The sequence below is a fragment of the Paenibacillus sp. YIM B09110 genome, assembly GCF_037167145.1.
GTDB lineage: Bacteria > Bacillota > Bacilli > Paenibacillales > Paenibacillaceae > Pristimantibacillus.
This window is the reverse complement of record NZ_JBANSP010000021.1, coordinates 81,113-95,327: the sequence shown is the minus strand read 5'-3', so window position 1 is coordinate 95,327 and position 14,215 is coordinate 81,113. Positions and strand designations below refer to the sequence as shown.

The 14,215-nt window shown below is 43.6% G+C and carries 8 protein-coding genes; all 8 read left to right on the top strand.

Annotated elements, in window-relative coordinates; translation table 11 throughout:
• On the top strand, positions 1-1,149 hold a 1,149-nt coding region (locus V8F51_RS24320), incomplete at its 5' end, for an S-layer homology domain-containing protein (protein WP_337103104.1).
• A 141-nt stretch (positions 1,150-1,290) separates the two neighbouring features.
• Complete coding sequence (locus V8F51_RS24315; RefSeq protein ID WP_337103103.1) at positions 1,291-3,840, top strand: LuxR C-terminal-related transcriptional regulator; 2,550 nt, start codon at positions 1,291-1,293, stop codon at positions 3,838-3,840.
• Between the two features lie 874 nt (positions 3,841-4,714).
• Positions 4,715-5,044 (top strand): helix-turn-helix domain-containing protein, encoded by a 330-nt coding sequence (locus V8F51_RS24310; protein ID WP_337103102.1) that lies wholly within the window; start codon positions 4,715-4,717, stop codon positions 5,042-5,044.
• Positions 5,045-5,667: 623 nt separating this feature from the next.
• Positions 5,668-6,633: an ABC transporter permease gene (locus V8F51_RS24305; RefSeq protein WP_337103101.1), complete on the top strand. Its 966-nt coding sequence runs from the start codon at positions 5,668-5,670 to the stop codon at positions 6,631-6,633.
• A 12-nt stretch (positions 6,634-6,645) separates the two neighbouring features.
• Positions 6,646-7,536, top strand: coding sequence for a carbohydrate ABC transporter permease (locus tag V8F51_RS24300; RefSeq protein WP_337103100.1), 891 nt, complete (start codon positions 6,646-6,648; stop codon positions 7,534-7,536).
• A 116-nt stretch (positions 7,537-7,652) separates the two neighbouring features.
• Positions 7,653-9,164, top strand: a complete 1,512-nt coding sequence (locus V8F51_RS24295) for a DUF3502 domain-containing protein (RefSeq protein WP_337103099.1) — start codon at positions 7,653-7,655, stop codon at positions 9,162-9,164.
• Between the two features lie 287 nt (positions 9,165-9,451).
• A complete protein-coding gene (locus V8F51_RS24290) occupies positions 9,452-11,578 on the top strand; it encodes an AraC family transcriptional regulator (protein ID WP_337103098.1) in 2,127 nt (708 codons plus the stop codon).
• 15 nt (positions 11,579-11,593) lie between these two features.
• Complete coding sequence (locus tag V8F51_RS24285; protein ID WP_337103097.1) at positions 11,594-13,096, top strand: glycoside hydrolase family 43 protein; 1,503 nt, start codon at positions 11,594-11,596, stop codon at positions 13,094-13,096.
• Positions 13,097-14,215: the final 1,119 nt, after the last annotated feature.

Here is a 14,215-nt window from a genome sequence, read left to right as displayed (position 1 = left end):
CCGACGGACCCGACGAGAGCGGGTTACACGTTCTCGGGCTGGTATAAGAATGACGGCTACTCTTCGGTCTGGAACTTCATGACGGATACGGTAAGCGCGAATACGACTTTGTATGCGAAGTGGACGAAAGTTCCAAGCGGAGGCGTCAGTGGTGGAGGCGTAAGCGTTCCGGATAACAGCCCAGTCATCTCCGACAATGGAGAGTTGACGCTTCCTGTTGGTCGACCTGGAACAGTTAGCTTGAGCGATGACGAGATCACCATCGAGATCCCAGCCGACGCGACGGACGCGAGTTTGCGAGTGACAGTCGAGACCTTGTTGGACACGGATGAATTGTTGAAGAATAACGAAGTGCTGGTAAGCGAAGTCTTCGAAGTGTTGAAGAATGTCCCAGGTACCTTCAAGAAAAACATTACGTTGAAGCTGGCCTTCGATCCGACGAAGCTAGGCGACGGCGAGCGTGCTTCCATCTTCTATTATGATGAAGAGAAGAAAGAATGGGTGGAGGTTGGCGGCGTAGTAAGCGGCGGCTTCATTATCGCAGAGGTCAATCACTTCACGAAATTCGCCGTGTTAGCTGTAGGAGATACGGCGAAGCCGGTAATCGAATTCGGCGACATCGCCGGTCACTGGGCGGAGGAAGCGATTCGCCAAGGAGCTAGCCAAGGGATCACGGCTGGTTATCCGGACGGAACGTTCAAGCCGAATCTCACGGTTACGCGAGCTCAATTCGCCGTGATGCTAATGAATGCAATTAAGCCTGCAGGAGCAACGGAGGAATTGGCCTTCGAGGATGCATCACAAATTCCTGCATGGGCTAAGAATGCCGTGGCGGAGGCTAAACAAGCTGGCATCATCACCGGTTATGACGATGGTACCTTCCTTCCGAACGCTGAGATTACGCGAGTCGAGATGGCGGCGATGATCGCTAAGGCGCTAGATATGACAATCGAAGCGAATGCCGCGACCGGCTTCGCGGATAACAGCGAGATTCCGTCGTGGGCGAAGGGAGCAGTTGCCGCTCTCAGGGAGACCGGTCTGATGCAAGGAACGGGAGACAATCGGTTCGATTCCGAAGCCAAAGCAAGCCGAGCGGAAGCGGTGACGGTTCTCCTGCGAATGCTAGAGAAGCAGAAAACAAAAGAATAAACCGGATTGACGAGAGACCCCTGTGCCCTATAGCACAGGGGTTTTGCAATTGTCACAAAATTGCCAAAGGGAATTGTCCAATTAAATCGAATATAATCGATTATATGGAATTTTTAATTTAGGCGTTCGGAGGCTTTGAATATGACTCGCAGTACCAAATATCTCATTCCCCCAGCGCGCAGATCTTTGGTGACTAGGCCGCAACTGACGCGCAAGCTTGAGGAAGGCATGGAGACCAAGCTGACTTTGCTATCGGCCCAAGCGGGCTACGGCAAAACGACAGCTTTAAGCGAATGGGCTAGGCAATGCCGAGCTTCGGTTGCCTGGGTCTCCCTGGATAAATACGATAACGATTGGGGCGCATTCTGGAGCTGCGTCTTAGCTTCCATACGAGAAAGACTGCCGCTGTTCGGGGAATCGATCGAATTCCTGCTTGAGCAAGAGTCTGCGGCTTCTATCGATTTCGCCGTATCGGCGTTTCTGAACGAGCTAAGCTCGATTAGCGGCGATTTTGTACTCATTCTGGACGACTATCACGTCATCGAGAATGCGTTCGTTAACGAGTCGATCCGATATATGCTTGAGCATCTGCCTCCGTACTTCCATCTCTATATCGCAAGCCGCACCGAGCTGTCTTTTCCCACGGCCAGACTTCTTGCCAAGGGCGAGATCAACGTTATTCGAATAGAAGACATGCGATTCGAGTTGGAGGAGGGAGTTGTTTTCTTCCGAGAGATGACGAACTTATCGCTATCGATAAGGCAAATCTCTACGTTGTTTGAGCAGACGGAAGGTTGGGTAAGCGGACTTCAGCTTGCGGCTATCACGCTCAAACGAAGCGGCAATATCGCCGATACGATTCGCCAGTTCAGCGGCCGGCAACGCCAAATCTCCGATTATCTATTGGAAGAAGTGTTCGGGCATCTGTCGGAATCCTTGCAGGAATTCCTGCTGGCTACCTCGGTTCTGAGCCGCATGAACGGGGAGCTGTGCGCGGCAATGACGGGACAAGCCGACAGCCAGGTCCAACTGGAGCGGTTGGAGCAGCTAAATTTGTTCATCATTCCGCTGGATGAGCAGCGCGAATGGTTCCGCTATCATCATCTGTTATCCGAGTTCTTGCAGCAGCTGTGCGCTAGGGACTACCCGGAACTGTGGAGACTTTCCCACTATCGGGCTGCGGCATGGCATGAGAACGAGGGGCTCTATGAAGAAGCGGTGGAGCATTATATTAGGACGGAACAGGCAGAGGATGCCGTTCGGATTATCGACTGTATCATGCCTCAACTCTTGCAATCGAGGAGCCACGTGGTTCGAAGATGGATTAATGCCTTGCCGGAGAGCAGCTTTGAACACAAGCCGATGTTCCAGCTGTACCGCATCTCGCAGTTCCTGATGGATCGGGATTGGGAGCAAGGACTGCGTAAGGCCGAGCAAGCGGAGAGACGGTTCGAAGCCATGAAGGCGTCCATCCCTGAGCCGGAATGGAAGCAACTGATGGGCAATCTCTATTACTTAAATGCACTCTTCTTCCGAATGCAGCAGAATATGCCGCGAGCCCTCCATTATTTTGAGCTGTTGGAGCATTATTTGCCAGAAGGGAGCAGCCTCCAGAAAGCCTCGACCAAACGGTATCTAGGTCACGAGGGATTCGGGGATCCGCTCTCGCTGACCGTCGATCTGCACGAGATGGAACAATTCCAGCTTAAGCTGATAACGATGTGGGGGAAGAAGCCGAACTATCCCTTTGTCGGCTACGCGTATCTATCCTATAGTTCGCTTATGCACGAGTGGAATCGGTTGGACGAGGTGGAGTCGTACATTGGACAAGCGCTCAGCCGAAAAGATCTTCGTGCCAACGTATGGACTTGGATTCATCTGGGCCTGGTGTCATCAAGGCTCAAGCAGGCTTTCGGAAGAGAGGAGGAAGCAATCGAATGGCTTAACCATCTCGGTTCGAGCGTCGACTCTCCGGATCAACCCGTTATTTGGAAAAGAATTAAGGCGGAACAAGCCAGGCTGTATCTGCTTCAAGGGCAGCGTCAGAAGGCATACGATTGGCTCGAACAGAGTGGATTGTCGCATTCGGACGAGGTTTCGGCCCGGTATTTCGAAGAGTATCTAGTAATGGTCAGGGTGCTTGCGGCGAATGGACGGATCGAGGATGCGCTGGAATTGTTCGAGAAGCTGGAGCGCCTTGCGGACAAGGAAAATCGTCAGCGAGAACGGATCAGGCTGAAGATCTTGCATAGCATGGTGCTTCGGCAATCCGAGGAGCCCCAAGCAGCCCTTGCGCCGTTGGCTATTGCCTTGAGGCTCTCGGAACCGCTCGGCTACATCCGTAGCTACCTTGATGAAGGCCCTCAGATGGTCGAAATGCTGGCCGAGCTTCTGAATCAGCAGCAAAAGACAGCATTGACATTGTTGCCCTCGAACTATATCCGTCTGCTTCTCGACGCTGTGAGCAGCAATTCGTCTCCTAATTCTTTGTCTAACGAGGCTCTGACCGAGAAGGAAGAGAAGGTGTTTGAATTGCTTGCGGAGGGATTCATCTATAAGGAGATTGCCGATCAATTGAATGTTACTCAAGATACGGTAAAGTTCCATTTGAAGAATATTTATCGCAAGTTAGGGGTAAATAACCGGGCTGAGGCAATCATGCGAGCCAAGGAATATAGAAAACGAGTTTGAGCGATTGGTGTGTAAGCTTGAGAGCGGCGAATCTTAATGGATAAGCTTCGAATAGTTTAGCGCCCAAACAAGAACGCCCTGCGATGGATGTCCCTACAACTTTTATAAAATCAATACTCATAGAAAAGGGAGCTCTAATACTTGGACAGTGTTTAGCTCCGTGGTGTATTGAATTTAATTCAGCTGATTGCATTGAACGAATAAATGGTCCTGCTATAAAACCAGTTTTTTTCACATAACCATTTTGTAACTTACAATATCGACAACTGGAATGGTGATTGGACTCCTAACAGCTATAAAGTCATGACAAGTAGAAGGATTCATAACCCTGGGAGCTTATCGTCGGAGGAGATAGGGGGAAAGTTGAAAAACATTCAAAACGACCCTGAATTAAAAACTTATGTGATTGCGCTAATGGGCAATGCATTTTCAAGAACAAAGTAACTTGCTCAAAAAAGGAAGAGCTTAAGCGAGCAAGAACCTGAAGTAATTCAGATTGATTATATTCTTACCCAAACAGCTGTTGCGGTTGGGCGTGCACAAGCGAAGTTTATGGTAGCTTTTAATAAAGTGTAACCTTGTTAGGAGCTTATGTAACTAGGGAGTTTGGTTTCCAACTTTTATTTAATTGTAATTTGTGGAGGTTCCAGACTTTTATTTTTCCATGCTTATCACGTGACGTTACAAACCGCATAAAATCAACATAATTGGTTCCATAGTTTTATTTCACCTGACATGTTAAAGTTGTTGTTCAGTTAGATTAGATGGAAACTTAACAATAAAGATGGAAACCAATTAAAAATGACCTTCTGCAAAAAAAAAGTCCCGTTGAAAATATTTCACGGGACTTTTTTTGTATTCAGGAGGATACTTTGTGGATTCTATTGGAGAAAGACTTAAATCCATACGTAAAATGCAAGATATGAATCAGCAACAATTCTCCTCACGTGTCGGGATCTCCCAAGGTAGGTTAAGCGAATTAGAAATAGGGAAAACTTTTCCTTCGACTGATACTCTCATTTCAATAGCTGAGATATTCAAACTGGATTTAAATTGGTTGATTCATGAAAGTAGCAATTCTAAAACTAATACTAATATATATTCAGAAATAGAATCACTACTAAGTATGCAATCAGAAGAAATACAAAGTGAGGTTTTGAGCTTTATTAAATTCAAGCTTAAAGAAAACAATAAGTATTTATAGGGCTTAAAGTAAGTGCCGTTTGTTTTCTTTTTTTAGATTTTGGAAGGCAATTTTTAAGACATGAAAGTGATCTTAGATGCTATTGTTTAAAGCAAGATAAAATTAATTCTAATGGCTTCCACCTTAAATAAAGGGGAAGCCATTAGTCGTTTATGGGGATAAGAGTGAGCTACTGCCCGACACGCAGCAGCTCATTAGCGAGCGTAAGGCCAAAGTATCTTTCCAAAGTGTCGTACAAGGGTTTGCCATCCTGGTACTTTCATCGTAGCTTGCAAAGGGATGTGCACTGAATGAATCCTCACAGTTTTGTTTACAGGATCGAACCACCAAAATGCAATGCATTTTGGTCCAATAACATTATTAATCAATATGGGAAGGTGCTGAAAATACTAATACCTGCTTTTATGCACAGGTTACGGGCGAAGAGTCTTGGATCTTTGTCGAATTTATAACTATCTTATATTGATGATGTGTTGAATGCTATGTTTTTAATACGATATTAAATAATTATGGTTTATCTCGAGCGAATTTTCCCTGTATATTGATCAGGGCAATACTTGATAGCGCTTACTTAGTAGGCTACATCGATGAATGTTCCGTCGTACATCAAAGGAGGAAACTACATGAATGAAACGGTCGGGAGAACTCTTCTACCGATTAAACTGACAATTGGCCAAAGATTGAAACGTGAATTAATACGACATGGCCCCCTGTACTTATTGGCCCTGCCCGGTGTCGTCTATCTTTTATTGTTCTCTTATTTACCTATGTCAGGACTTGTCTTGGTCTTTAAGAATTACAACTTTAAGGATGGTATTTTCGGAAGCCCTTGGGCAGGGTTCGATAACTTTAAGTTTTTTTATTCCAGCATAGATCTTGCGATCAGGTCCACAAGCAATACTGTGATGCTGAATATCCTGTTCTTTGTGTTTACGACGATTGCTGCCATTGCGATTGCGATTATGTTAAATGAAATTCGAAGCAAGTTAGTCGTGAAACTAACCCAAAGTGCCATCTTTTTACCTTTCTTCATTTCATGGATTGTTATTGGATCCGTCTTATTCGCGATGCTTGATTTTAAGAATGGTGTAATTAACCGCGTACTGGATTATGTCGGTCTTCAACCAATTGATTGGTATTCAAATGCCTATTTATGGATACCGATATTGGTCATCGCCAACGTGTGGAAAGGAATGGGGTATTCCTCCATTATATATTTGGCAGTTATAACGGGGTTTGATAACTCAGTTTATGAAGCGGCAAAGATCGACGGTGCAAGTCGGGTTCAACAAATATTCAAGATCACGATTCCGCTGCTGGGTCCGACCATTATCATGTTGTTCTTATTATCAGTGGGTAACATGCTTAAAGGCGATCTTAGTATGATCATGGGGCTAACCTATCTAAATCCATTATTGCTACCGGTTACGGATATTATTGATGTGTTCGTCTATCGATCTGCCGTCAAAACGGGTGAATTCGCCTTTGCTTCAGCGATCTCCTTATATCAATCCGTAGTAGGACTGCTACTGATCATTGGGGCCAACAAACTCGCGGGATGGTATGACAGAGACAGCAAACTGTTTTAGGAGGATTACAGGATGAGTGAAACATTATTGGATAAGGTCGTACTTAGATTAATGAATATTTTATTGATAGCGCTCGCTATTATATGCTTGCTGCCAATTATTTTAGCTGTATCTGCTTCGTTCTCGAGTGAGACGGCAATCGCATTGAATGGATTCTCGTTATGGCCCCAGGATGTAACCCTTGATACGTACCGGTTTATTCTATCCGATAAGCTAACCATGATTGTCAAAGCGTATGGGGTTACCGTATTCGTTACAGCGGTGGGTACGATAACTTCTGTTGCGGTCACCACGGCGTACGCTTATGCAATTTCAGTGAGAGGTTTCAAAAATGGTGATCGATTAGCGTTTTTTTCGTACTTTACGATCCTCTTCAGTGGAGGAATGCTGCCCTGGTATATCCTTTCCACCAAGTACTACCATCTTAACGATACGCTTGCGGGGCTATTTCTACCCTATCTTATGAATGTGTTTTTTATGTACTTACAACGCAATTACTTCAAGTCGATTCCGATTGAAATTACGGAATCTGCCCAAATTGATGGCGCTGGTTATTTCAAGATTTTTATTACGATTATGCTACCACTCTCGAAGGTGAGCCTCGTGACGATCTGTTTATTTTATGCAGTACAGTACTGGAATGATTTTTTTCTGCCACTCATGTTAGTAAGCGATAAAGATATGTACACGCTTCAGTACATGATGTATAACATGTTATCCAATATCTCCTATTTGGCAACAAGTACAAATAAAAGCATTTTAGCCAATGCCAACGTTGTGCCGCCACTAGAGACTGCTAAGATGGCGATGACGTGTTTAACAATAGGTCCAATCATTTTGCTTTTCCCTTTCTTACAAAAATATTTTGTGAAAGGCATTTTAATTGGATCGGTAAAAGGTTGATTTATCGTTTGGAAGAGCAGGTTTAATGCATGATCGTCTTTACTTAACCCGAAGGCCAAGGGTGCAAAAAAGGACGATTTGCTTTAAAATAAATTTTTTAAGGGGAGACTAAAAATATGGTAAAAAAATGGGTTGTTATTTGTTTAACTGTTGCCATGATCGTAGTTCTAGCAGCTTGCAATAGCTCGAATAGTGCTAATGAATCTACGCCTGGAGAGTCCGAAATCGCACTGGGAGCACCGAAGGAATCTGCTGAATTGAAAATCGTTTACTACGGCGATGAGTCAGGTAGAATGAGTGAGTTTGTTAAGAATGAAATCAAAGCTCTCGTCAAAAAAGAACTTAATGCTGAATTAGAACTTGAATATTTACCTTGGTCTGAGTATGGTGCCGGAAAAACAGATCTGATGCTTGCATCCGGCGAAGACTTTGCTTCATATACAGATATCGATCAGTTAGGTAAGAAGGTTGCTAAAGGGTACTATGCAGACTTGACACCATATGTTGAACAAGGCGTACCCGACCTGAAAAATAATGTGGAATCTTTATCGTTTGAAGCATTTCAATTAAGCGGCAAGCAGTATGCGATACCAGTCGGGAATAAACCAAACGCTGGTGAGTTTTATTCGGTACTCGTAAGGCAAGACTTGATGGATGAAGTCGGTATGAAGGGGATTTCTTCATTAGAAGACCTCGAGAAGTTTTACGAATTGGTAATAGCGAAACACCCAGAGATGATTGGGTTTGCGGAGACTGGGTTGCAATACGCACTAAGTTATACGTATTCGGATAAAAACCTTATGTGGTTAGATTCTCGGGTTGTGTCAGATGCATCTGCGAATGATGATAAGCTCTGGAGTTGGTATGAGTCACCTGAGTTTAAAGCTTATAGTGAAATTATGCGTAAGTGGTATGAGAAGGGCATAATTCCTAAATATGCACCAACTAATCCGAATCAATTGATGGCTGATTGGCAGGCGGGCAAAGCAATGTGGAAAGCTGGAAACGCGCTAATGCCAATTGAGAATTTTCAAAGCATGGCCAAAGCAGTGTCTACAGCTAAGTTGACCAATTATTTCTTAAATAAGGGAGATCGACCGCTGATCAGCCGTGGTACTTACAGTACCGCTTACTATGTGTCTGCAAACGCGAAGGATCCTGAACGATACGTCATGTTTTTCAACCTGCTGCAAAAAAATCAAGAGTTGTATGATCTCTTTACGTACGGTGTAAAGGACACTGACTACAAGCTTGACGAGAACGGAAGGGTAGAGAGGCTTAACTCCGATCCTTTGTTCGACGATTGGATGATGATGAACGTAAACTTTATGCGGTTTAATAAAGACGTGGCAGATGATTTTATCGAATCCTATAGACATTGGAATGATGGATCAATTTTGCGCAAAGATATCGGATTTGTGTTTGATGTAGAACCTGTTAAGACGGAAGCTGCCAAGATCAGCGCGATCGAAACAGAGTTGTTGAACCCGATTGGATCCGGTTTTATCAGTTATGAGGAGCAATTTCCTAATGCTCTAAAGAAATTGAAAGAAGCGGGTATTGATAAGTACATGGCTGAGTACCAAAAGCAATACTCGGCATGGTATGCAGGGAAAAACAAGCAATAAAAGGATTGTCCGGACAAGGGTGACTATGCACATAATTGCCCTTGTCGAATGGGTGGATCATTTACGGAACGGAGGAGAGGACTGCTATGCTTATCCAAAAGGGAATCAACCTTATTCGATATTGGAAGAACCAAAGCGTATTGAAAAACAGATCTCTTATGATAAGGTTTTTCCTTAGCCTACTTCTGGTTTCGATTTGTTCCGTAATGATTCTAACTATCTTTTACTTTTATTGGTTTAGAGAGAAGGCAGCTTCAAATCGAGAGCAGATCAATAAACTAACGTTATTGAATACAGAAAGCGTATTTGTGAGTTACGTTGAGTTTGCACAAAGTTTTGCCATGGATTTATACAATAATCCCGAGATACAGACGGCAATCCTCTCGGGCGATAATAGTTGGAACGATCGGTTACAGACGGCACTAGACCAAATTAACCGCAATTTGCGAATTAATAAGTATATGTATTCAGTCTATGTGTTAAATAAGGATGGACTGGTATTTAACGTGGAGAAGGTGCCGGTAACAGATGAATCTAAGACAAATATTTACCGATACATTCAGCAGACTAGCATGAGGAATTCCCCTCAGTTCTGGAAATTGCACTCACGATCAAACGGGGAATCACTGAATACGATGACTGTTTATTTCAAAGATTACGCGCAAAATGACAGTTTCGAAGGAGCAATTGCCGTAAACGTTGATATGGATGAGCTGCAGACGAGTCTTTTCGCAAGACAAAATGTTGGACAACAAAGTCTTTTCATCTTGGATCGTAATGGTAACGTTATTATGCAAGGTGGCCTTACCAAGATTGGTCAGTCAAATGCCGTTCAACATGCAATGGAAAGTCGGCTTTCTCCTGATGTTGCTTATGATTCCTTCGTCACGACTATCGATAATCAATCCTACGTATTTTCTTATGCGTCTATGGATGGCGGGAAATATTATGTTGCACTGCAGGAAGCCTATACCCTGACAATGGGGGAACTAGTCAAAACAAGAAACGTAATGCTCTCTCTTTGTGCTGCGTTGCTGCTCGTGATTGTAATGGTCTCCTTGTTTTTGTCACAGCGTCTTTATAGTCCGATTGGGCGAATGTTTATGAGTTTAAGGCAATTAGCCGATCATCGAATGGAGAAACGCGCCGATGGAAATGAGTTAGAGCTCATGAACGATACTATCTTAACTGTGGAGCAACGAATTATCTCATTGGAGCATGAAATTGACAGCAATACAGTTATCAAATTACTCATATCGCCAGTTGAAGGCGAGGATAAGCTGACCGGGGATCTTTTAGTTAAAAGCAGGGTCATTCGTACAATTGACGCACCGTTCTGTGTTATTCAACTAAGAATAGACCGCTATAAAAGCTGGATATTCGGAATCAACGCGACCGAAGTTTCCTATAGGTTGAAGTCGTTAAGTACATTATTTTGTGAAGTGTTTAAGGATATTGCTCATTGCACTGCTTTGCAAACAACGGAAGGTCAGATCGCACTCATCGTGAGCGAATTAGAGGAGGAGCCGGCTCTATCTGACTTGAACCTACCCGCCATTGTTAAGCAAATTCAAGAGAGTTTAAAGGTATCCTACAAAATCGCTATATCGTGTGGAATAAGTTCGATAGCAGACGATGTTCGTTTAATGAAAGCTAAATATAACGAATCCCAGAGCCTCATCCAATATAGAATCGTCTATGGTAATGATGCAATATTGAACGCGGATGTCTTTACACATACCCAAAAAAGCGAAATTGCCATATCCGAAATCGATTCAATTGTAAGTGCAATAAAAAAAGGTGACTTCGAACAGTACCTTCAGGCACTCGATCATCTGTTTGTAGTAAGTAGGAGTTATCATTTCTCTAAAATCGTTAATGCTTTGGCTAGGTTAATCTTGTCTTTGGAGCAACTGTCGAATGATGTGGTCTTCGAAAAAAGTCAGACGCAACATTCCCATTTGCACGATATATATAATCAGATTTGTCTGCTGGATAACCATCACGATCTGCGAGACTGGCTTGACCGGTTGTTCGAGATGGCTTCTAACAGTATTGCGGAAACCAATGCCAAGAAGACGCTCAACGTTGTGACAGATGCAATGGAGTATGTTCATTCCCATTATCATGATCCGCAATTATCCGTTCATCGCATGGCGGATAAATTAATGATAAGTGTTCCTTATTTTAGTAAACTCTTCAATGATTCCATGGGTAGCAGCTTTCCCGACTACGTTAATAATCTCAGGTTGGAGAAAGCCATGTTGCTATTGTCGGAAGAGCCTGATTTAGACATCGGAGAGATTGCGGGGCGCGTAGGTTACAATAGCGGTTCCTATTTTGCAACGTTATTTAAGAAAAAGTATGGGGTTTCCCCGTCGAAATATCGTTTGAACCTTATATTGCGAACATAAAGGGGGAGTTTTGATATGAAATATCAGAATCCTGTACTATCAGGCTTTTATCCAGATCCAAGCGTTTGTCGCGTCGGTGAGGATTATTACTTAGTTAACAGTTCATTTGCATACTTTCCTGGAATACCGATTTGGCATAGTAGAGATTTGATCCATTGGCGTCAAATCGGACATTGCCTGACACGGGAGAGCCAACTTCAATTGGATCAATCCGGTATATCCGGTGGAGTCTGGGCCCCTTGTCTGCGCTATAATAACGGCAGATTTTACATGGTGACAACGAATCAGGATCACCGTGGGCATTTCTACGTTTGGACGGAGGATCCTGCTGGAGAATGGTCAGAACCCGTCTACGTTGATCAGGAAGGAATAGATCCGGATCTGTTCTTTGATAAGGATGGGAAAATTTATTTTACAAGTACCGGTACTGCACAGGGAATGGGACTTTACCAGTGCGAGATCGATATCTCAACCGGTCGTAAGCTTAGCGATACGCGTTTGATATGGACAGGGTTTGGAGGGAAGTTTCCAGAAGGCCCCCACCTATATAAAGTCAACGGCTATTACTATTTGATGTGTGCAGAAGGCGGAACGGAGTACGGACATATGGAAACAATCGCAAGAAGCGAGACGCCACACGGTCCATTCGAGTCTTGTCTTTACAATCCGATCTTGTCGCATCGTAGTTCGAACCATCCGATTCAGGCGACTGGCCATGCCGATCTTCTGGAAGCACATGATGGCAGTTGGTGGGCGGTCTTCCTCGGTATTAGGCCAGTAGGGTATCCGTATCGTCATCATTTGGGCCGAGAAACTTATCTTGCGCCGGTCATCTGGACAGAAGACGGATGGCCGATAATCGGAGATAACGGGATTGTAGGAACGGAAATCGATACCATAACATTACCCCCGGTCGTTTGGGAAGATGAAGAGACAGATATGGATGACTTCAACGAATCGTACTTGAAAAAACATTGGAATTTCATACGCAGCTCGAGCAAAGTCAAATGGTCACTAGAAGAACGTTTAGGTTGGTTGGCATTGTACGGTTCGGAGTCGAAATTGACTGGTAAGGAGACTCCTGCGTTTATTGGACGAAGGCAGCGGCATTGGAATTGCGATATTACCGTCAGAATGGAATACCATCCCGCTGATGGGGAAGATGCCGGTCTCGTTGCATTTATGGATGATAAGTATCATTATGCTATTGGTCTGACATCAATTAACGGTATTCTGAAGATAACGCTTCGTAGACAAATAGCGAGTATGAGGGTCGAAGTGCACTCTCTTCCCTTGCAGGGGTCGATCGTTGATTTAAGGATCGAAGCGTTACCGGAGAAGTATCGCTTTTACTTCAAAGAGGCAAACCACGATTGGCAACTGTTAGGTGAAGCAGAATCGCATTTGATCTCTACGGAAGTGGCGGGAGGATTCACGGGGGTCTATTTTGGCATGTATAATCAATCATCCACCGAAAATAAGGCTTATTTTGATTGGTTTCATTATCGAAAGCAATAAAAAAAGCAGAGAACTGTTTACTGTCTCTAAGACAAAGATTGAGACAGCTACGTAAAGGGTCTGGAAGATTTGAATTTGTCTAGATACCTTGAAATTATGCAGAAGTCGTATCACATTTCCGTAAAACAATAGGCATTATCGAAAAGAAACCTTGGGTAAACCGAGGTTTCTTTTGTTAAGGAAGTTTTCGGAATGTCTACGACCGGTGAAAGAATTAAACGAATAAGAAAAATAGATGAGCAAAATCAGGTCGATTTTTCTAATATTATTGGGGTCTCACAAGGAACATTAAGTGAATTAGAATAGGATAAATATAAACCTGCGTTAGATATAACCATGTGATAAAAACAGATATGGTAAAACCGAGAACGATCTAATTCTACAATTTAGGAAGTTAAAGTTAGTTGACCAGGAGGAGATTTTGATATTATTCAATCGAAAATAAATCGTTATAATAAAGAATGAATGATCGTTAAGCAACTAAATGATTTATGACAACTAATCAGCAAAAATATAAATCCGACAATGCTGCGCATCTTCCATTCCATTATCGTCAAACAAGAACCTTATTCAGGATGGGAAGCTTAACTAGCGTAACCTCTCGAAAGCGAAGCAGTCAATTGAATTTTTTTCTATTCAGAGCTGAGAAAATCGAATGTAAAGGATATCACGATGGTTAGTGACGCCGACGGACCTGAATCTGTCCACGCAGCCTTTCAAATCTGACCAAACTGATCATTACCGACGGCCACATGGAACATGCGCTTCTGCGCGAGATCGGCAAGGACCGCGCTTGGCTGGAAACAGAAATTCGGCAGCCTTGAGCATCGTGATTTTGGCAACGGTGGACAGCAAGTTGACCGTGCAGGTGCACGCGGTAGGGGAGCAGCCTAGTACTTCTTAGTATCTGAGTTAACATTGTTCAAAAAACCGTCTTTCTTCTTTGGAGACGCCGTGTCCACCTTTGTCGTATCAGTACGCATATAAAAATAAACGGGATATAACCGTAAATAAAATATAGACCGACGGTTGAATAGATGTCGGATACCCGTTCAATGGTTTTGTGTTCCATAATAAAATAATTCATAGCCGTGATTTTCAAACGATCCTCTCGACCAA